The sequence below is a fragment of the Ruegeria sp. CH10 genome, from assembly GCF_056537125.1.
Map to the genome: position 1 here is coordinate 1199802 of NZ_JBQFQY010000001.1, position 20465 is coordinate 1220266.

Below are 20465 nucleotides of genomic sequence, written 5' to 3' on the forward strand. Positions count from 1 at the left end.
AGCCCCACTTGACCCGGTCAAGCGCTGTATGATCTGTGAACGTGACTTCGGTGAAACTTCGACGGCGGGCATTTATCGTGAACACAATCCTGATTGCAGATGATGATGCCCGTATCCGCGATGTCGTTCGCTTTGCGCTGGAAGATTCCGGTTTTCAAACCACCGAGGCAGCCACCGGTCAAGCAGCGTTGGAGCAGTTTCGCAAAACCCCTGCTGATCTGGTTGTTCTGGATATCGGCATGCCTGACATGGACGGGTTAGAGGCCTGCAAGGAATTGCGCAAAAGCTCAACCGTGCCGATCCTGTTTCTGACGGCCCGGGATGATGAGATCGACCGCATCCTTGGGTTTCAGCTTGGTGGCGATGACTATGTGACCAAACCCTTTAGCCCGCGTGAACTGGTGCTGCGGATCAAGGCCATCCTTGCCCGCGCATCTGACACAAAATCTCCGGATGACGTGACAATCTTTCAGGACTTGCGGCTGGACCACAACGCACATCTCTGCCTCCTTGGGGATGCCGAGATGCAGCTGACCGGAATAGAGTTCTCGGTCCTGACGATCTTGGCCAAAACGCCAAACCGGGTCTATTCACGCACGCAACTGATCGAACTGGTCTATGGTCACAACACCTACCTGTCCGGGCGAACGGTCGATAGCCATATCCGCAATATCCGTCAAAAAGCGCGCGCTCTGGGTTATCCCGACATGATCCAGACCGTCCACGGAGTTGGCGTGAAACTGGGCGTCTGTCAGTGCTGAGCATCAAGCAAAAATGGCGGCCATCACTGGCGCTGGTCATTGCAATGGTCTGCATTGCTTTGGTGACGCTTCCGATCATCGGCGTCCTTGGGGCTCGTTTGTCCAGCAACCAGTTCGCGCGTGAGACTGAGCGCAGCCTGCTGTCTCAGGCAGTCATCTTTGCCGAGGTGTATGCTGCGGCTTTCTCGGAACTGCAGCCCGCGCCAGACGTTGGCCATCGCTTGTCACCCGAACAGATCAAGCGCCTGGAACAGGATTTTCACCCTATCCCACCCAGCTTGGACCTGCTGCGCGGTGCCGTCGCCCCACCCCGGCCCGAACCGGTTTCACCTGAGGACCCTCTCATCGCGCCGTACAAAGCAGTTTCGCGATCGCTGTCGCGGCTGGCAACATCGGCAAAAAAGACCACTCTTTCGGGTTATGTCTTCATGGATTACGCAGGTCAGGTCGTTGCCAGCAGCGGATCAGTCAGCGGGTCTTTTTCGCACGTCCCAGAGGTGTCTCAAGCCCTGTTGGGCCACACTGTTTCGGTGCTGCGGTATCGGGATGATTCCTCTGGGCAGCATGTGCTGAATTCGATCAGCCGGGATACGTCTTACCGTGTGTTTGTCGCCCATCCCGTGATCCTGGGCGACAGGGTCATCGGGGCCGTTTATCTTTCGCGTACGCCTATGGACCTGAGGAAGTTCCTGTTTCAAGAAAGGTTCACGCTGACCTCTGTTGCGGCATTCATGCTGTTATCTGCCATTGCGGTAGGTTGGATGTTGTGGCGCCTGATCTCGAAACCAATTGGTGATCTCAGCAGCCAAAGCCGGGATGTCGCCAGCGGGCTGAAACCGACACCGGACCCGGTGGAACACTATGGCGTGCAGGAACTGGCGGATCTGGGCCACAACGTCGTTTCGATGGCTGCGACCTTGTCGGAGCGGTCTGCCGCAATCGAGACCTACACGAGCCATGTCACACATGAGCTGAAATCTCCGGTCACCGCAATTCTCGGTGCAGCTGAGCTGCTATCGGACGGGCATTCTGCAGTATCCGGAGAGCGCAATCAGAAACTGGTTCAAAACATTCAGGAAGAAGGTTTGCGCATGAACGCTTTGCTGGTGCGTCTGCGCGAACTGGCGCGGGCCAGTATTCAGTCCGATCCGACACCGACGCCACTTACGGATATTGTACAAGCTGCATCTGCCGAGTTTTCGGAATGCGAAGTCGAGTTGCATGCACCACCGGAAACCCAGCTGCCTTTGTCCAAAGCCCAGGGGCAGATTGTTTTGCACCATCTCTTGCAAAACGCGTTCCAGAACGGCGCAACGCGCGTCGACATACGCTTTGACGCGGCTTCGAACAGCCTGATTGTCGCCGACAACGGTAAGGGGATATCCGCGCGAAACAGTGCGCGTATTACTGACCCCTTCTTCACAACCAGACGGGATCAGGGTGGTACTGGTTTGGGCCTGTCCATTGTCGCGGCTGTACTGAATCGGGCGGACGCTGTGATCGAAGTCATGACGCCAAAGCAAGGCGCGAGTTTTCGGATAAGGTTCTGAGTCTTTTTGAGGCACCAACACAGCCTCTGCGATCAGGTGCACATCGCTAATCAGGTTGGAACCGATAATCGTGGCAGAGCCGGTTGGTTTTAACCATGCGACCTGTCCCACCAAACGAAGGAAGCCGCTGCTTGTAAATTTCCGGTTTTGGGAAGCTGCGTGGCTGCAGCGGGTGGCCTTGGGCCGGGCCTATATTGCGTCGGCTCTGAGGACTGAAAAAGCGTTCTATACGGCCATTGGTAGAGCCGCTTCAAAAGAACAAACTCAAGACGCTGAGCTTGAGGCGTTTTTACGAATCTTGAATATGTGGCATGCTCTGCCGGGGGCTATGCCAGACAAATTCAGATTTGGCGCCTGTGGCCTGGGAGGAGCCAGCTATGAACCTGAGACCTGACCCGACTTTTCATGCGACACCGAAGCTTGCTATGGAAGCGCCAGCGGAAACGCTCGCCTTCACATTGATGCTCAGCCCGGACGGCTCACAGCCGGATGGTCTGGCCGTCGTAGATGTTGATCCGAAATCGAAGACCTATAGCCAAATCGTCCATCAACTCATTATGCCCAACAAAGGTGATGAGTTTCATCACTTTGGCTGGAACGCGTGCTCTTCTGCACTTTCGCCCCTGACAGGGCATGCCTTTCTGGAACGCAGGTATCTGATCGTACCGGGTATTCGGTCCTCGCGCATTTACGTGATCGACGTGAAGGAACCTCTGAAGGCGAAGATTCACAAGATCATCGAACCCGAAGAGGTGTTCGCCAAAACGGGTTATTCCCGCCCACACACAATCCACTGCGGTCCCGAAGGGATTTACGTTTCAACGCTTGGCGGGGGCGGCAAAGACGGCACGGATGGCCCTCCGGGCATCTTCATCATGGATTGCGAGAGTTTTGAAATCCTTGGCCGCTACGAAATGGACCGCGGCGAACAGGACAAACACTATGACTTTTGGTGGAACCTTCCCCGCGACTACATGGTGAGTTCTGAATGGGGGCTGCCACCACAGTTTGAAAACGGGATCGTGGCCGAGGATCTGCTGTCCAACAAATACGGGCACAAGATCCATTTCTGGAACCTGCGCGAACGCCGCAACGTACAAACCATAGACCTTGGTGAAAATCACCAGATGGCCTTGGAAATCAGGCCTGCCCATGATCCGGCAAAAGACTATGGCTTCTGTGGTGTCGTCGTGGACACCACAAATCTGCAAGGTGCGATTTTCACATGGTGGCAGAAGGATGACGGGACTTTCGAGGCAAAAAAGACGATCACGATTGATCCGCGACCTGAGAAAGCCGAGAACCTGCCGCCGCTGTTGCAGGGTTTTGAAGCCGTCCCGCCATTGGTCACCGATATCGACCTGAGTCTGGACGACAAGTATCTCTACGTCGCGTGCTGGGGTCAGGGCGAAATGCACCAGTATGATGTGTCCGACCCAATGAACCCCAAGCTGACCGGCAAGGTCGAACTTGGCGGGATTGCGCGCGGTGCGAAACATCCTAACGGCAAGGATTTTGTTTACGGCCCCCAGATGGTCGAGATCAGCCGCGACGGTAAGCGGGTCTATTGGACCAACTCGCTGTATTCTACGTGGGATGATCAGTTCTACCCAGACGATGAGGGCGGACAGATGGTCATGGCCAATGTCGGAGAAAACGGTGGTCTGGAACTGGACAAGGATTTCTTTGTCGAGTTTCCCAAAGGCTACCGCAGCCACCAGATCCGCCTGGAAGGCGGAGACTGCTCAACCGATAGCTTCTGCTATCCTTCCGTCTGACGCGTGGACGGATTAGATACGGCAACAGCCCTTTGGTGGGCTGTTGTCGCCTCAGGCATATACCACGGGGTCAATCCGGGCATGGGTTGGCCTCTGGCGGTGTCTGCGGCGCTGATGGACAAAAGCCGCAACAGTCTGTTCAGGGCATTGATCGCTTTGGCAGCCGGGCATCTGGTTGCGATGGGCGCCATTCTTTTCCCCTTCACTGCGCTGCTCTTTCTGGCCGAATGGCAGCGTGAGATTCAGATTTTCGCGGCCTTTCTCGTGATCGGCCTGGGCGTCTACCTGTTGTTCAACCGTCGCCATCCAAGGATTCTTGCGCGGGTGCCTCCGTCGCGGCTTGCGCTCTGGTCGTTTTTGGCCGCGATGGCACATGGTGCAGGGCTGATGTTGGTCCCAATCTACCTGGGCATCTGTCGCACGATAGCCACTGACGCAGGCCACGCGGCGGCGGCCAATCTGATGACTGGAAACGCCAAAATCGCTGTTGGTGTCGCATTGGCCCACACCTTGGCCATGACAGCCTCAGGCGGCCTGCTTGCGTTCGGCGTGTATCATTGGCTGGGCTTGCGGTTTCTCTCAAAAGGGTGGTTCAACTTGGACATAGTTTGGGCGCTGAGCTTGATCCTTGTGGGGTCGATCTCGTTGTTGCTCACTCATTAAGCTGCCAAGCTGAGTTGCAGGGTCGAATAATCCGTAACGCGACTTCTCAGCCGCGTTTGGTTGTAGGGTTGCTGTGTTCGCACAGCGGACCTCAGGAAACGCTTGAGTTTGCCCGCACTGCAGCGTGACCGCACAAGTCGGATGACCGGCCTGTGCCACCCTTTGGCGGCGACTCAACGGCTTTGTATTTCAATGGCTTAACCCCCTAATCGATACATTGGGTGAAAAGGCAATTCGGCATTGATTGGCAGTAACCAGAATAAAAAAGGCCGGTCGACAGACCAGCCTTTAAGGGAGCATGCGGTGTTGATCAGCAACCGACTAAAACCGCCACTCGTAGGATGCCCAGGCCGCCTGAGTTGACACATCGGCGCCGAGGGTCGACCGGGCCTCAAGGTTCAAGGTGCCACCGTGATCAAAGTCCATTTGGTAACTCAGGCCAACCTCGCCAAAGGTTTCATTGCCGCTACCACCAGACGCCAAAACAAGCGTATTGCCGAAGATTGTCACATCAACCGCAGACGGCGCATCCGCGTCACGGTGAACGGCAGCGACCGATGCTGATAGCACTCCGCCTGCTACAGACGTCGAATAGCTTCCGCCCAACCGTGTTTCACTGAAATTGACGTCTCGCTCTCCGACCGTCGCATTGGCGGGCGCACCCGTTTCAGTGTATCCGTCCAAGTCCTGGCGACCATAGAGGAAGCTCGCCCGGGGCGTGATTACAGCACCGTTTTCCAGCGCATAGTCCCGCTGCGCCACAACCAGAGCCGTAAGCATGTTGCTGGAATAGTCGGCGTCTGCATCGGAACCTTCAATGGCGCGCGTTTCTTTGTGGTCAAGATGACCGTACCCCAGCCCAAAACTCAGATCGGCAAACCCGAAGTTCTGGGCGACTATACCACTGAGAAAAACGCCGGATGTGTCGAAGGATGCAGTGCCAAAGGACCCATTATTTTCAAGGTAGCTGGCCCCAAACCCATATCGCAGACCTGCCCCCAGGTCGCGCGTCACGCCTGCGCTGACGCTCCACATGTTCGAGGACAAAGCTGCCGTGTCCGACCCCGCGTCCGCGTCACTTTGGCTGCCGCTGATCAGGAAATAGGGGCGGGTTTCTTCGATCAGACCGCTCCCTCTTGTACCGGGCGCGGTTCCTTCAGCGTTGCTCAGGCCAGAGGCCCCCTGCACCTGACGGGCAAGGTCATAGGACAAGCCTGCAATTTCAAAGGATTGGTTCAGGTTCGGTTGAACCTCGTCTGCATCAAAAGAGGCGTAGACGGGCGCTGCACCGCCTTCGCCGTCCACAAACCAGCCCTGGCCGGGATCGGTGACGCGGGTGGTAAACGTACCCTGCGCGGTGTCGTCGTCCTGAAATTGGTAGACCACTCTGCCACCTGTGTTTGTCAGGTTGACGTCGTGGTCGCTGACCCTGAGTGTTCCGTCGATATCCGCGGTCGTCTCGACGTTCAGCGTGCCGCCGCCATCGCCCAAAAACACCGCATAGCTTTCGCCAGAGGACGTGGCCGAGATATCACCGGTTATGTTGACGGTGCCCTCTGCAACATCGACATAGAGACCATGCGCTTCGGCAACGGGGCCATGCGCTTCGGCAACGGGGCCATCCGCTGATACTTCAATCGCGCCGCTATGCGTTATCACGCCGTCAGATGACAGCTGTTCAGCAAAAATCCCGATTGCGACGGCATTTTCTTCTGCGGATGCTGAGACGTTGATGTTGCCACTGTTTTCCAGGGTTCCATTGACGTCATCGGCATCAATCCCCAGCGCAACCGTATCCAGCGCAGATCGCGTGGTTGCGCTGACCGCGATTGAGCCGCTGTTGCTGAAGGTCCCCCCGGTCAGGATAGTGTTTGGTTCGATGCCCACAGCCTCTGCCTGCGACGCGCCATCCACATCAAGCGATACCGTTACATTGCCGGAGTTTTGAAAGCTTCCGCCAATGTCGGTTATGTCTATCCCGTAGGCAGAGGCGATGGCCACGCTCTGAACTGTTGCCCCGACCCGGATCGCTCCGGCATTGGAAAAGGAACCGGTTGAAGAGATGTCGCCCAGATCCAGACCAAAAGCTTCGGCGACAAACCCGCCCTGAGTTTGCAAAGCAATATCTATGTAGCCAGAGTTTGAGAATGCGCCGTCGACGTCACCTCCTTCTACGCCAAACGCCGAGGTGACAAATGCCCCGCGTGATTCAACTGCGACAGAGACCGTCCCCGAATTCGAAAACGAACCACCGTCGGCAAGCACATCCATTTGGACCCCGGCACCATAGGCGGACGAAGACCTGCCGATGGTGCTGACCTGAATCGCGCCCGAGTTGCTGACGCTACCGGTGATGTCATTGATTTCCAGGCCCGCCGCATTGGCAGATGAGGTTCCGACTGCTGCGACTGTGATGGCCGCCGAGTTATGGAACTGACCCGTGACATCATCCATTTCGATGCCATCCGCGAAGGCAAAAGCGCCTTCTGCGTAGGCCTGTATCGCGCCTGAATTTGTGACCTGCCCGGTCAGATCGTTCATGTCGATCCCATTTGCATGTGCCGATGACCCGGCAACGGCACGAACCTGAATGACACCGGTGTTTTCGAGTGTACCCGATACGTCCCGCAGATTGATGCCCTCTGCAAATGCACTGGTTCCATCTGCCATCGCGGCAATCGTACCCGAGTTCATCAACTTGCCCGAAACAACACCGACATTGATGCCAACGGCAGCTGCCGACGACGTGGCCGAGGCGGAAACCGTCAGGTTGCCGGAATTCTGCAACCGGCCCGAGATATTGCCGACCCCAATTGCCTGGACATTGGCCTGTGTCGCATTGCTGGCGCTGATGTTGATCGAGCCGCTGTTCAGCAGGGCACCGGAAACCGAGTTCGCCGAGATACCTTCGACACGCGCATCGGATCCGTCAGTGTTGATTGCGATTGTACCGCTATTGGTCACGGACCCGGCGATATTCGACATGCGAAAGCCGCTGACCTCGATGCTGGAACCCTGCACTTTCATTTGGATTGTGCCCGAATTCGTCAGACTGCCCGTGACATCCCGGGTGTCGATCCCGTAGGCTGTCGCGTGGCTTGTGGCAGAGACCGTCAGATCCAGTGTACCCGAGTTGTTCAGCGTACCCGCGACGTTTTGGGCGACAATGCCATAGGCTTCACCGCTGGATGCGTTCAGGGCGCTGACCGTGAGCCCCCCGGAATTGCTCAGAATCCCTGAACTGCCGATGTCCTGCACCAAAATGCCCTGTGCGTCCGGGCTGTCCCCGGTCGCAGTGACTGTCATCGTGCCATTGTTTTGCAGTGTCCCGGTCAAGTCGCCGGCTTCGATACCTATGGCATTCGCGCCCGACGACGCGATGGCTGAAACAGTCAGCGTGCCGGTGTTTGTGACGCTTCCGCTTACGTCATCGACCAGAATCCCGATTGCTTTTGCACTTCCGCTTGTGGCTTCGGCCCGGGCGGAAATGCTGCCGCTGTTTGACAGAGAGCCATCAATGTGGCTGGCCCAGATCCCGCGGGCACCTGCGCTTGTGACACCATCCGCCCTTACGTCCAGCGTGCCTGTGTTCGTCACAGTTCCCGACACATCAACAAAGTTCAACGCATCGGCAAAAGCGCTGCTTGCATTGGCAATCGCCTGAACACTCACTGTACCGCTGTTGGCAAATGTGCCGGCACTGGCAATGTCCCCAACGTCAAACCCATCGACACTGACCCTTGAGCCGTTGGCCACCCCGTTCAGAGCTCCGGTATTGTTCACCGATCCGGTGATGCCACTGCCGCCGTCGCTGACCTCTATGATATCGAAAAAAGCGCTGCCATTCGCTGTGTTGACGCCAACCGTCAGGGCGCCGCTGTTTTCCAAATGACCCGAAAGTCTCAGAACTTCGATGACGTCGGCGTTTGCGTTTGTGCCGCCGCTAATCTGTACAGTGACTGCTCCGGTGTTGTTCAGGCGTCCCGAAAGATCGTTTATCTCGATCCCGTCTCCACCTGCATTTCCGGTCAAACTTGACGCGGCAACGTGGACAGGCCCTGAGTTGACGACCTGACCGGCAGCCTGATCGACCTGAATACCATCGGCATTGGCGCTAAAACCGTCGGTCGAGGCCGTAACCGCGATGCTGCCCGTGTTTTTTAGTGTCCCGTCTACGCTGGTTGACCGGATACCATCTGCCGCTACCCGGCTGCTTGCGTCGGCATTGACCTCAATCGTGCCTGAGTTGGACAGCGATCCGGCCACAGCACCCGTCTGAATGCCGGCAGCCGTCGCGAAGGTCAGCGCAGAGTTTTCTATGCGGATTGTGCCGGTGTTTTGCAGGGCGCCGGTAACGTCATCCTGAATATCGATCCCCTTCAAATTCGCGGAATCGCCAAGGGCTGCGCCCATTGTGACCGTGCCCGAGTTCAAAACCGAACCGGACAGGTTCCCGTTTATGTCAATTCCGGCGCGGGTCCGGTTCAGCCCTTCCGGTGCCGACAACAGCCCGTCATTGGTCAGGTCGCTGGTGTAATCCGGCACGTTGACGACGACCAGGCCCGGCCCCGACAGAGGGTCTGCTGTGATCGATCCGGTATCTGTGATCGTAATGTCCTGATCCAAAGCGCTGACCAAGGGGGTGGTTTGCGCGGTCGAGACGACCTGGGCGCTGCCGCTGCCAACCGACAGCGCCACAACGGACACTGTGCTTAGAAAAAGCGAGGGCGCGATGCTGGCGACCCTACCTTTGAATTTCGTCAAACGACCACTGCGCGCAAACGCGCGTTTCTTCTGCTCGGTCAGCATAAAACCCCGCCTCACCTGGCTATGTTTCCATTCCCCGTGCCCTCGGTTTGCCCCGAAGTGCACCCTAATTGCGTTCCTGTATTAGGCATGCGCAAGGCAGCGGTTAAAGGACGAATAGAGGCAGGATTATGGCTGAGACAGCACTTTAGAACTTTAGTTTATGCTTATTTCGTTGGCTCTTGCGCCATTTTGAGACGTAATGCCTGCAATCGGCTGGATTTGCCGCCGAACACCACCAAGACCGTCATGCAACAGACCCGCCATCGGTCAGGTCTTCCAGCAGCGCGCTCAGGAGTTGGGCTTTCCCGGCATACCCTGATTTCTTGTAGATCGCGTTGGTCTGAGCCTTGATCGTGCCTTCCTTGGCGTCGCGAATCTCGGCCATTTCTGCGGTTGAGCATCCCTTGATCAAAAGCCGGGTCACTTCGCGTTCGGCATCCGAAAAAGACCATTCTTCGAAATAGGCATTCAACAGGTCCTCGAACGCGCCGGACGCGCGGGCAATCTTGTCCTCCAAGGTCTCCTGATAGCGGCGCATTTTCAGGACCTCATTCCCCAACACCATGATCGCACCGAACAGGGACAGCATGATCAGCACTTCCCAGACGTGGATGTCATCCCATTCATCGATCCAGGCCACACCCATCGCTTCGCCAATATCTTCAAACAGCATTACGCAAGCGCAAAACAGAGAGGCGAAGAACGAGAAAGTCAGACGTTTTTTCGAAGGCATCAGAGGAACCAAGGCAGTTGAGAAGTGTCGCGGCTGCCTATGTAAAACCTGAAAAGCGCGCAAGCCCTTGAATGGCATTGTGCTCAACATTCGGGCTTTATGTCTTCACTAAAAACCTCGGTCATTCCTATAGCGCCACCCGCTTCGAGGGAAAAACACGGTAGTCTGCAAATCAAATTCAGATTTCACTAAGTGGCTTGATTCGCGCGCGCGGTGGGAACATCACTAGGCGTTATGGCTCTGCGAAGACAGCATTTTCCATGGTGCATGCACGCCCTTTGTTGAGGGCACCCCTTTCACTCCCGCAATAGCGACGAATGACACCTTTTCGCTATTGCCAGTTCTCGTGGGGCGACAAAGCGCAGACAAAAGCCATTCATAGTAAGGTCGCAAGTAGTGGCATCGTCCGCGTTCCGCAAATTCGATCGATTTGTTTGCACTTGCGGCACATGTCCCAATAGTGGGCTGTAGCCACTGCATCTCAACTGATCGATGACGGACAGCAAAAGACCACCTACGAAGACTGCCCACTTATTTAGACTTCAACGGTTCCCGAGATTGCCAAGATATCGCACCGTGCGGCCCATCTTTGTATGTCCGAGCAAGAATTGAACTGCTCTCAGATCGCCGGTCTTTTGTTAAGTGTTTGAAACCATGGTTCTGCGCATCGAATGCGTGCCGCAGTCGCTCGGCTCCAAGCCAATAGATTTGACCCAATCGCGAACAAGCTGAGCGCAATGACGTATAGATATATTCTGGCGCTCATGGGAGTCTTCTGGCCAGAAGCAGTCGGGCCCGACCATTGGGGACTCCTCCATCCATCTCGCGAGCAATTTCCCGGTGCCTTCAGTGATCTCGAACCGAACAGGCTATTGTGTTTTGCTCTGCATTACCGATGTGCGTTCTTTGACCTGACCGGCGGCGTAGACATCGGCTACCGTCGGCTTGGGCCTTGTCTTGAAATCCACGCTGAAACGGCTGTTTGCAGTCCGGCTCCTCAGATACTTCACGACACGCTTACCGGATTGGCAGAGTATAAGATCCGGGCATTGTTGTTGCGTTGCGCCATCAGTTTCAGAAACCTCGCACCGAAGTAAGCGCTGAAAAGGTCAGCGTTGTCCGCTTCGCGGTCTACGGAGAGCAATGAAACGAGCGACGGATTCCGCAACCATTGGATGTTTGATGATGCGATGGCAGTTTTCGAGAATCCTTGAAGCGGTTCTAGGTGAAGTGATCTCTTGTTGAGTGATGGCCGTTCATTGGAACGAGCACGAAAGGTTGCCTCGCGGACAGAGCCGCAGTTCACTTTCTGGACTGTGCTGACGCAGCATATCTTAGCAGTCTTGGCACACATCTTGTTGCCATGCAGCGCATGTCACCGAAACAGTCGTTAACTGGCCCCAATTTGGACCTAACTAACACCTCACCTTTGCTGTTGGTGGCGCAGGCGTTCGTGACGCGGGACAAATCAGACGTACACGTTCTAGGGTCGAACCACCACAACAAGCGCTGTCTAGCTATTCGTGCAAGGTATGGAGTGCACTTGTTGGGCTCAAACCAACCAATGAGGCCAATCACCAATACGCGACTTACTGTTGATGTACCTTCGCCATTGCCTCATAGAGGCAATACGCTGGGTGCATATTGGGCCACGCGCGCAGAGGGCAGGCTGCGAAAGCCAAAAGAAGGACCCTCGTGACTATCACTAGGAAAGCGACACTTGTGACGGATCCCATGTCACCCCAATCTCTGGACGAAGGCGCCGGACCAGCGGCGATAGGCTCGACCGGCTTGCGCATCATAAAGCGCACAGCGTTATTCCTGCTGGGCCCTGTTTACTTCCTTTACGTTGCGTTTGTACCCTTGCTTTGTGCAAAACGGCGAGGCTTTCGCGGCTGGTATTGGCGGCTGGTCAAACGTGCCTGTTCGCGGCTTTTGTGGCTGCTGAGCATCCGAACTGAGATGACACAGGAAGAAGTGGCAATGTTGGCAGCTGACACCGGCAGCATCATTGTGATCAACCACCGCAGCCACCTGGATGGCTTCGCCCTGATGGATGCTTTGCCGGACGCCAAGTGGATCACCTTTGCCGCCAAAAAGGAACTTTGTGACGCGGCCCTTTTGCGCCGCGGGTTCAAAGGCGCCGGGCTTGTTGAAGTTGACCGCAGGAGCGGCCGTGTAGCGCTTGAAACACTTACTGCCGCCATCCACGGAATGCCTGCACGATGCTCTGTCGTGCTGTTTCCCGAGGGCACGCGCACCCGGTCCGAAAGTCTTGGCGCATTCAAGGCAGGTGCCGTATTGGCCGCGCGCAGTACGGGTAGGACAATCCGGCCGATCGTCATTCACGATTCCGATCGCTTGTTACCTCGCGGCAAACACCTGCCTAAAAGTGGAACGATCCGGGTCGAGGTTTTGCCGTCATTCGAATGCGATCCGTCCGCTTCTGTAGACGAGGATGTGTCTAGATTGAGAAATGCGATGATGGTCGTTTTCGATGATAGGGTACGACGTTAACCATCTAGGAGACGCTATTTTCATGCCAGTAGATCGACTGGATCGATAGCCTTCATTGACCGCTTTGCGTATACAATAGCCATTCCGATACTGCGCAGCGTTTTGCAACTTGGGCTCTCCGCCGACATTTTCTGAAACACGTCATCGTGCAGATCTGCAGCTCAATCCCTATTTCGTTGCATGAGGGCTTTTCTACCTGGCCCGCCATTTTATGCTGAGATTACACCCTGCTCTGGTCGCACTATGACTGTTGGGTCGAGTTTGTGTCATGATATACAACAAGATACCAATGGCGGACCGAGGAGGATTCGAACCCCCGACCCCTTGATTCGTAGTCAAGTACTCTATCCAGCTGAGCTATCGGTCCGCGTTGGTGAGGCGGTGTTTAGACCTACCCCGAAGGACGTGCAAGTCGATTCTGCAAAAATATTTTAAAAAGTCACGTCGCCCCGCGGGAGCCTTATTTCAAAGGTCGTTCCCTGCGGCCCTGTCTCGGCCAGAACCAGATCGCCGCCGTGCCCGCGCACCAGTTCCTGTGAAATCGCCAGACCAAGACCCGAGCCGCCTTTGCGCACGCCGCCCTGGAACGGAGTAAACAGATTCTCGCGCGCTTTAGGGGGCAATCCGGGGCCATTGTCCCTGATTTCCAGGCACCAGTCGTTTTCATAGGTACAGCCTGCAATCGTGATCTTGCCCGGCTTGCCGGACGCCACAAGGGCCTGGCGCGCGTTGCGTACAAGGTTCATCATCACCCGGAAAATCTGCTCGGGATCCGCGCGGGCGATCAGATCGTCGGGTACTTCGTTGACGATTTCGACACAGGCATCTGCAACAGCAAGCTGCTCGCTGGCGACGACATCCTCGGCCACGTTGTGCAAGGGGACCATGGTCAGGGTCGGTGCAGGCTCCTCGGCGCGACCGAAGGCCAGCGTGCTTTCGCACAAGGAGACCGCGCGCGTGATCGAGTTCACCAGTTTCGGCGCCATGCGACTGACCAAAGGATCATCGCTCGATTCGATCCGATCCGTAAACAACTGGGCCGAAGTCAGAATATTGCGCAAATCGTGGCTGACCTTGGCAACTGCGCCGCCAAGTTGGGCCAGACGCTCGCGCTGTTTGAGGGCCTGGGTCAGTTCCTTTTGCAACTGCTCCAGCGCTTCTTCGGCCTCGCGCAGCTCGGTGACTTTGGAATTGGGCGTGATGATGCCGCGCGCATCCTCGGGCGCGCTTGCATAGCGCTGCATATAGCCGACGACGCCTTTGATTGGCTTCACCAGCACCACCCGCACGGCAAGGAACAGGAAGAACGCGGTTATGATAGAAATGACAAAGGACAGCCCCAGAATGCGCAGCCCATAGTCGGTCATTGCCATACGCAAGGGTTCACTGTCTGTCGTGACCTCGATCAACAAGCCGGCTCCTTTGACCGGTTCCCCGATCACGCGGATCACTTCGTTTTCGGGGGTGAACAGGCGGGCCACGGCGTCCCGGATCAAAATCCATGGGGTCGCGTCGCGCAGATCGTAGGTATTAGTGACCTGATCAGGGATGGGCGAGGATAGCATCAGCTGCCGCACCTCGTCCCGCCGCAGCACGACGTTATAGACACCCGCATTGGCCAGAAGCTCAGCCTCAAGATCATCGGCCAGCATGTCATCGGCCAGCAAAGCCAATGAGGCGATCTGCGCGCGTTCCAGCCGGTTCAGCAGAAAGTCTTCGCGGAAGCGCGCGATGGAAGGAACAAAGATCAAAATCTCGGCCAACATCACGAAGACCGTCGTCAGGATCAGAAATCGGCCCGACAGTGAGTTCAATCTGCTCTCCCTTCCTGATCAGGGTATCCAGCGCTGGACGAAACCCACCACGCGTTTAACCGTTTGATTCTCAAATAGCCTTGGCGAGAAATAGGCACCCGCCACCCGTTTGTTAAGCTCTCCGATCGTCGGATAGGGTGAAACCATCGCGGCGATCTGTCCCATCTTCAGGTTATTGGCCAGCGCCAGCGACCACAAGTTGATCAGCTCCCCGGCCTGATGCCCTACGATTGTGGCCCCGACCGGTCGGCCTTTTACGACCATGACCTTAATGAGGCCTTTCGTCTTACGCTCGGAAATGGCGCGGTCGTTGTGATGATAATCGAAGCGCGCGATTTCCACCCCGTCGCCATGCTGATCACGCGCCTGCGCTTCGGTCATGCCAACCTGCGCCAGTTCGGGGTCGGTATATGTGGCCCAAGGGATATGCGCCGTTTTGGCCTTGGACGGCAGCCCGAACAGGGCCGAGCGGATGATGATACCCGCATGATACCCCGCCACATGGGTGAATTGCAGCCCGCCCGCCACATCCCCGATGGCATAGACCTTGCGGTTTGTGGTGCGCAGGGATGCGTCGACCTTGATACCTGTCCGGGTCGGCTCAATCCCCGCAGCCTGCAAGTTCAGACGGTCGATGTTGGCCTTGCGCCCGGCGGCAAGCAACAAGTGCGAGCCCGCGAAGATATCGCCATTCTCGGTCACGACCTCGACCGCACCGTTATTCTGCCTGATCTGCGCGACCATCGCCTGTTCATGGATCGCCACGCCTTCGTCCCGCAGGGTGTCCAATACGACAGCCGCCGCCTCGGGGTCATCCTTGCTCAGCGCAGCCATGCCTTCGATCACGGTGACCTTGCTGCCAAGCCGGATATGGGCCTGCGCCATCTCCATCCCGATGGGGCCGCCGCCTATGATCAACAGATGCTCGGGCTTTTCGCGCAGATCAAAGATCGTCTCATTGGTGAAATACGGCACCTGATCCAGACCGGGGATCGGCGGCACCAGAGGCGATGAGCCTGTCGCGATCACGACCCTCCGTGCAGTGATAAGGTGATCCCCCGCCTGCACCTGTGTGGGCGAAACAAAACTGCCATATTCGCGGATCACCTTGACGCCAAAGCCTTCGAACCGGTCCTGACTGTCCATCGGCTCAATCTGGGCGATCACACCGTGCACGTGGTCCTTGGCGGCGGCATAGTCCACCTGCGGCACCACATCCGCCACGCCCAGCGCGGAGGAATGCGCCTGACCATAAGCCGCCTTGCCACTGGCAATCAGCGCCTTGGAAGGGACACAGCCGAAATTCAGGCAGTCGCCACCCATCTTGTGACCTTCCAGCAGGATCACGTCGGCACCCATCTGGCTGGCCCCGGCCGCAACGGACAACCCGCCCGACCCGGCTCCGATCACCAGGATATCTGTTTTCAAGTCTTGCATGGGATCAGGCGTCCTTTTTGCCTTTGACGGCTTTGATGACTATCGGCAAAGCAGCCAATACGCACAAGCCGATGATCGGGCCGATCACGAAGGGCTCCCACAGCAGCGAGACATCTGGTGTCTCACCCCTGTCAAACACGCCGCCCAGTCCGACGCCGATCCAGGTATAAACGATGCCCCCCGGAATGATGCCCAGCGCCGTTGTGATCAGGAAGTTGCGGAATTTCACACCCACCAGAGCAGGCACCAGATTGGCCACAAAGAACGGCACCACGGGAACCAGACGCAGCAGAAACAGGACCGAGATTTCATTCTCGCGCAGCCCGTCTTTCAGCTTTTTGATGGTGCCTTCCGAGGATTCCAGCCGCGCTGTCAGGGATTCGCCCAACCCCCAGCGCGCCGCCAGAAAAATGGCCGAGGCTCCGATGGTGGCGGCAACCACGTTGAACACGGTGCCTGCAAACAGGCCGAACAGGAACCCGCCGGTCATCGAGGCGACAGCTGCACCCGGCAGCGAAAAGGCAACGATCACGATATAGACCCCGATGAAGGCGGCGGCCATCCACCCGTAATGCGCGTCGCGCCATGCCAGCAAGGATTCGCGATTGTCGCGCAGGGTCTCAAAGGTCAGATAGTCGCCCAGCGTGAAAAACCCCGCCGCAGCGACGGCAAGAATCACCAGCAAGGGAATATGGCGCGCAAGCCCGTTGCGCGGGGCCTGAGATGTATCGCTCATGGGATCGTCCGGTTTCGTGCGTTTCATGTCTGCGATCAACATGCGCTTTCCGGGTTCAGCACAACAGGGGCCTCACGCGGCCTTGATGTTTCCGACAGGGAATGTGAGGGTTTGGGGGATCAAAACCGCTATTTTGAAACCTTTTGCCCCGTGCGGTTACAGAATTGTTGCAAAAGGCGTCAAAACCCCCACCTAGGGGTTTGACTTACCCCGCGCCAGACAGTAGAGGACGGGCTTCGAACACTAGGGCCAGGCGAATCCGCGCCGCACCCCACCGCATTAGATTGGAGACGGAGCGATGAAACGCACCTATCAGCCTTCGAACCTGGTTCGCAAACGCCGCCACGGTTTCCGCGCGCGCATGGCCACCAAGGCCGGCCGCAAGATCCTGAACGCGCGCCGCGCACGTGGCCGCAAATCGTTGAGCGCGTAAGCCGCTCGACCTTTCAGGTTATGAACATGACGCCGCCGGAGGCCCCTGAGGATGGTAAACACCAGCCGAGGGTACAGCCCCCGGCGGCGTCCGTTTGCGCGCCTGATGCATTGACTGTCCTCAAAAACCGGTCCGATTTCCTGAAGGCAGCACGGGCGCGACGTCAGGGCACCTCGTCCATGATGGTACAAGCCCGCAAGCGCGCGTCGGATGAGGCCGCGGGGATTCGCGTCGGGTTCACCTGCTCCAAGAAGGTCGGCAATGCCGTGGCCCGCAACCGCGCCAAGCGGCGCCTGCGCGAGGCCGCGCGGGCTGTTCTGCCCAATCACGGGCTGGACGGCTGGGATTACGTGCTGATCGGACGTGCTGAGGTCACTGCAGACCGGCCTTATGAATCGCTTCTAGGGGATCTGCACTATGCCCTGCGCAAGCTGCATGGCGATAGAAAATGACCCTGCTGGCCCGCCTCTTTGCTTTGCCCGTGAAAGCCTATCGATTGGTGTTCAGCCCTTGGGTCGGTTTCAATTGCCGGTATCAACCCACATGTTCGGCCTATGCGTTGGAAGCGCTGGAAAAACACGGCGCAATCAAAGGCGCGTGGCTGGCCGCCCGGCGCATTGGGCGCTGTCATCCCTGGGGCGGTGACGGCTATGATCCGGTGCCCGACGAATAACCCTGCCCTTGCCCGGTTGACCCATTTTGCGATAGGCCCCGCCCATGTTTGACGAAGCTGACGATATCCACCCGCTCTTTTCCGGTGCGCCCTCGACCACCGAGTTCAAAAAGCTGCGCAAACGCATCATGCGCCAGACCCGTGAAGCGATCGAGCATTATGGGATGGTGGACCCTGCAGCCCATGACAAGGACGGCAAACCGCCGCGCTGGCTGGTCTGTCTGTCGGGTGGCAAAGACAGCTATACCCTGCTGGCGGTGCTGTATGAGCTGAAATGGCGCGGTTTGCTGCCCGTCGATCTGCTGGCCTGCAATCTGGATCAGGGTCAGCCCGGCTTTCCTGCAACCGTTCTGCCAGAGTTTCTGGAACGCATGCAGGTGCCCCATCGCATTGAATATCAGGACACCTATTCTGTCGTGATGGACAAGGTTCCACAGGGCCGCACCTATTGCGCGCTGTGTTCGCGCCTGCGCCGTGGCAACCTTTACCGTATCGCGCGGGAAGAGGGCTGTTCTGCGGTCGTTCTGGGCCATCACCGCGACGATATTCTTGAGACCTTTTTCATGAACCTCTTCCACGGCGGTCGTCTGGCGACCATGCCACCAAAACTGGTGAATGAAGAAGGCGACCTGTTCGTATACCGCCCGTTGGCCCATGTGGCCGAGGCGGATTGCGAGAAATTCGCCAATGCGATGAACTACCCCATCATTCCCTGCGATCTGTGCGGCAGTCAGGACGGGCTGCAGCGTCAGCAGGTGAAACAGATTCTGGATCAGTGGGAAAAGAACAGCCCCGGTCGTCGTCAGGTCATGTTCCGGGCCCTGACCAATGCGCGCCCCTCACATCTTTTAGACCCGAAATTGTTCGATTTTGCCAACCTAACGCTGAAACCCGGCAAAAAAGACGAAAATTCAGGCGAAATTCCACAGTTGCGTTAACGTCTGACTCAGATTGGTTTTCTACGGTCACCTCTATCGTTCTATGCCGAAACGTAGAGGCCCGGAAAACCGATGTGGAAACACCTCACTGTCGAACGCGTTCTCAATACTATACTCTCCGCGCTCAGCGGGCCATCTGCACTGGCCTTTGTTCCCGCGATAACCCTGGCCACATTCTGGATCGGCGGGGAAAGGGCTCTGGTGATGGCCGCACTGGGTCTGCCTCTTGTTTTCATGGGTGTCGCCGCGTTTGAGGCGCGCGCCGACCGGCAATATCAGCGCCGGAACCCACCCGGCGGGATCATGGCGCTGGACAGTTTCGCGACCGAGTTGGAGCAGATTTTCAAGACAACAACGACAGATGTCACAGATTCCGCCTGCCTTCTTGTGGCGCTGGATGACTACGCTGAGTTTCAGGATTTGCATGGGAATGCGGCGGCCAATCATTTGTCCGAGCAATTCGGTCGCCGGATTCTTTCGATCCTGCGTTCACACGACATCGTAACACGACTGGATCAGAACAAGATCGCAATCGGTTTGCAGCCCTCAGGACAGTTGGACCTTGAGGCCTGCATTCAGATGGCAGGACGCATGCAGGCCGTCGTCGAAGAACCGTTTACGCTGAATGGCGCAGGTGTCTATGTGTCCTGCTCAATTGGTTTCAGCCTGCTGTCCAGCGTGGCGGGTGGCGCCTACGAGGGCTGGATCGACGCGGCCTCAGCCGCCCTTAGCGAAGCGCAGAGAAACGGACCATCAACCATTCGCGCCTATTCCGACGAAACCCGCCGCCGTTCGCATATCCGCGCCAACCTGCGCAAGGACTTCCTGGCGGCGCTGGATAACGGGGAAATCCGCCCGTGGTTTCAACCTCAGATTTCAACCGATACCGGCCGGGTTACGGGATTTGAGGCTTTGGCGCGCTGGGAACATCCGCAAAAGGGTGTATTGAGCCCGCAGATTTTCCTACCGTTCGCGGAACAGGCCGAACTTATGGAACGGCTCGGGCAAACCATGCGGCACCACGCATTTGCAGCCATGCGTGAATGGGACCGCGCCGAAGTTGTTGTGCCGCGGATCGGGGTGAACTTCTCGTCAGATGAGCTGCGCGACCCGGCCCTGATTGATCGCCTGAAATGGGAACTGGACCAGAATGATCTGACACCGGACCGTCTGGCGGTTGAAATTCTGGAAACCGTATTCTCACGCCGCCCGGACGATGTGATCACCCGCAACGTTGTCAGCATGTCTGATCTGGGATGTTGCATCGATCTGGATGATTTTGGTACCGGTCATGCCTCGATCGCGTCGATCAAGCGCTTCAATGTCTCGCGGATCAAGATTGACCGGACTTTTGTTGCCAAGGCGGATCGGGACTCCGGCCAGCAACAACTGGTCAGCGCCATCCTAACCATGGCCGAGCGGCTGAATCTCGAGACTCTGGCCGAAGGCGTCGAAACCAAGGGAGAGCACGCGCTGATGGCCCAATTGGGATGCGACCATGTTCAGGGCTTTGGGATTGGCAAGCCGATGCCCTTCGAACAGACGCTGGATTGGATAGCTGCGCATCAGAACAAGGTCATCGGGATGCCCAAGATCGGGCGCAAGACCGGGCCATAATCGTCG

General features: G+C 57.2%; 16 protein-coding genes and 1 tRNA gene. 11 read left to right on the top strand and 6 right to left on the bottom strand.

Going from position 1 to position 20465, the window contains the following annotated elements:
• Positions 1–77: 77 nt before the first annotated feature.
• The 5 genes from ACRZ94_RS05900 (at position 78) to ACRZ94_RS05920 (ending at position 4752) form a co-directional block, all read left to right on the top strand.
• On the top strand, positions 78–761 hold the full coding sequence (locus ACRZ94_RS05900) for a response regulator transcription factor (protein ID WP_480796888.1): 684 nt from the start codon (positions 78–80) through the stop codon (positions 759–761).
• The gene (locus tag ACRZ94_RS05905) at positions 755–2311 is read left to right on the top strand and encodes a HAMP domain-containing sensor histidine kinase (RefSeq protein ID WP_480796889.1); all 1557 of its coding nucleotides are present in this window, start codon (positions 755–757) and stop codon (positions 2309–2311) included. The genes ACRZ94_RS05900 and ACRZ94_RS05905 overlap by 7 nt, the downstream gene beginning before the upstream one ends.
• Before the next feature lie 70 nt (positions 2312–2381).
• Positions 2382–2705, top strand: a complete 324-nt coding sequence (locus ACRZ94_RS05910; protein ID WP_480649874.1) for a hypothetical protein — start codon at positions 2382–2384, stop codon at positions 2703–2705.
• On the top strand, positions 2689–4089 hold the full coding sequence (locus ACRZ94_RS05915) for a selenium-binding protein SBP56-related protein (RefSeq protein ID WP_480796890.1): 1401 nt from the start codon (positions 2689–2691) through the stop codon (positions 4087–4089). The genes ACRZ94_RS05910 and ACRZ94_RS05915 overlap by 17 nt, the downstream gene beginning before the upstream one ends.
• Positions 4090–4092: 3 nt before the next feature.
• Positions 4093–4752, top strand: coding sequence for a hypothetical protein (locus ACRZ94_RS05920; RefSeq protein ID WP_480649872.1), 660 nt, complete (start codon positions 4093–4095; stop codon positions 4750–4752).
• A gap of 321 nt (positions 4753–5073) precedes the next feature.
• Here the strand turns inward: ACRZ94_RS05920 and ACRZ94_RS05925 are convergent, their stop codons facing one another.
• A complete protein-coding gene (locus ACRZ94_RS05925; protein ID WP_480796891.1) occupies positions 5074–9561 on the bottom strand; it encodes a beta strand repeat-containing protein in 4488 nt (1495 codons plus the stop codon).
• A 244-nt stretch (positions 9562–9805) separates the two neighbouring features.
• Positions 9806–10294 carry a helix-turn-helix transcriptional regulator gene (locus ACRZ94_RS05930; RefSeq protein WP_480796892.1) on the bottom strand — a complete coding sequence of 163 codons (489 nt, stop codon included), beginning with the start codon at positions 10292–10294 and terminating at the stop codon, positions 9806–9808.
• A 1722-nt stretch (positions 10295–12016) separates the two neighbouring features.
• On the opposite strand from ACRZ94_RS05930, the gene ACRZ94_RS05935 reads away from it, so the two are divergent.
• Positions 12017–12811, top strand: a complete 795-nt coding sequence (locus tag ACRZ94_RS05935) for a lysophospholipid acyltransferase family protein (protein ID WP_480649869.1) — start codon at positions 12017–12019, stop codon at positions 12809–12811.
• A gap of 290 nt (positions 12812–13101) precedes the next feature.
• On the opposite strand, the gene ACRZ94_RS05940 is transcribed toward ACRZ94_RS05935, so the two are convergent.
• From ACRZ94_RS05940 to ACRZ94_RS05955, 4 genes are all read right to left on the bottom strand, one after another.
• A tRNA-Arg gene (locus ACRZ94_RS05940) sits at positions 13102–13178 on the bottom strand.
• Positions 13179–13242: 64 nt separating this feature from the next.
• Entirely contained in the window at positions 13243–14625 is a 1383-nt protein-coding gene (locus tag ACRZ94_RS05945; protein WP_480649868.1) for a sensor histidine kinase, read from the bottom strand.
• 18 nt (positions 14626–14643) lie between these two features.
• Positions 14644–16062, bottom strand: a complete 1419-nt coding sequence (locus tag ACRZ94_RS05950) for a dihydrolipoyl dehydrogenase family protein (protein ID WP_480796893.1) — start codon at positions 16060–16062, stop codon at positions 14644–14646.
• A gap of 4 nt (positions 16063–16066) precedes the next feature.
• The gene (locus tag ACRZ94_RS05955; RefSeq protein WP_480796894.1) at positions 16067–16798 is read right to left on the bottom strand and encodes a TVP38/TMEM64 family protein; all 732 of its coding nucleotides are present in this window, start codon (positions 16796–16798) and stop codon (positions 16067–16069) included.
• Between the two features lie 298 nt (positions 16799–17096).
• Here ACRZ94_RS05955 and rpmH point away from each other — a divergent pair, with 298 nt between their 5' ends.
• The 5 genes from rpmH to ACRZ94_RS05980 all read left to right on the top strand — a co-directional run bounded on the left by rpmH (position 17097) and on the right by ACRZ94_RS05980 (position 20459).
• Positions 17097–17231, top strand: a complete 135-nt coding sequence (gene rpmH / locus ACRZ94_RS05960; RefSeq protein ID WP_005980833.1) for a 50S ribosomal protein L34 — start codon at positions 17097–17099, stop codon at positions 17229–17231.
• Between the two features lie 26 nt (positions 17232–17257).
• Complete coding sequence (rnpA, locus tag ACRZ94_RS05965; protein WP_480796895.1) at positions 17258–17683, top strand: ribonuclease P protein component; 426 nt, start codon at positions 17258–17260, stop codon at positions 17681–17683.
• Complete coding sequence (gene yidD / locus ACRZ94_RS05970; RefSeq protein ID WP_480649864.1) at positions 17680–17904, top strand: membrane protein insertion efficiency factor YidD; 225 nt, start codon at positions 17680–17682, stop codon at positions 17902–17904. The genes rnpA and yidD overlap by 4 nt, the downstream gene beginning before the upstream one ends.
• A 44-nt stretch (positions 17905–17948) precedes the next feature.
• The gene (ttcA, locus tag ACRZ94_RS05975; protein ID WP_480796896.1) at positions 17949–18842 is read left to right on the top strand and encodes a tRNA 2-thiocytidine(32) synthetase TtcA; all 894 of its coding nucleotides are present in this window, start codon (positions 17949–17951) and stop codon (positions 18840–18842) included.
• Positions 18843–18914: 72 nt separating this feature from the next.
• On the top strand, positions 18915–20459 hold the full coding sequence (locus tag ACRZ94_RS05980; protein ID WP_480796897.1) for a putative bifunctional diguanylate cyclase/phosphodiesterase: 1545 nt from the start codon (positions 18915–18917) through the stop codon (positions 20457–20459).
• Positions 20460–20465: the final 6 nt, after the last annotated feature.

What these genes read in the sequence shown, in the direction of transcription:
- ttcA (WP_480796896.1), top strand. Translation starts at nt 17,949, where the DNA reads ATGTTTGACGAAGCTGACGATATCCACCCGCTCTTTTCCGGTGCGCCC.
- rpmH (WP_005980833.1), top strand. Translation starts at nt 17,097, where the DNA reads ATGAAACGCACCTATCAGCCTTCGAACCTGGTTCGCAAACGCCGCCAC.
- ACRZ94_RS05950 (WP_480796893.1), bottom strand. Translation starts at nt 16,062, where the DNA reads ATGCAAGACTTGAAAACAGATATCCTGGTGATCGGAGCCGGGTCGGGC.
- yidD (WP_480649864.1), top strand. Translation starts at nt 17,680, where the DNA reads ATGACCCTGCTGGCCCGCCTCTTTGCTTTGCCCGTGAAAGCCTATCGA.
- ACRZ94_RS05955 (WP_480796894.1), bottom strand. Translation starts at nt 16,798, where the DNA reads ATGAGCGATACATCTCAGGCCCCGCGCAACGGGCTTGCGCGCCATATT.
- rnpA (WP_480796895.1), top strand. Translation starts at nt 17,258, where the DNA reads ATGACGCCGCCGGAGGCCCCTGAGGATGGTAAACACCAGCCGAGGGTA.
- ACRZ94_RS05925 (WP_480796891.1), bottom strand. Translation starts at nt 9,561, where the DNA reads ATGCTGACCGAGCAGAAGAAACGCGCGTTTGCGCGCAGTGGTCGTTTG.
- ACRZ94_RS05980 (WP_480796897.1), top strand. Translation starts at nt 18,915, where the DNA reads ATGTGGAAACACCTCACTGTCGAACGCGTTCTCAATACTATACTCTCC.
- ACRZ94_RS05915 (WP_480796890.1), top strand. Translation starts at nt 2,689, where the DNA reads ATGAACCTGAGACCTGACCCGACTTTTCATGCGACACCGAAGCTTGCT.
- ACRZ94_RS05930 (WP_480796892.1), bottom strand. Translation starts at nt 10,294, where the DNA reads ATGCCTTCGAAAAAACGTCTGACTTTCTCGTTCTTCGCCTCTCTGTTT.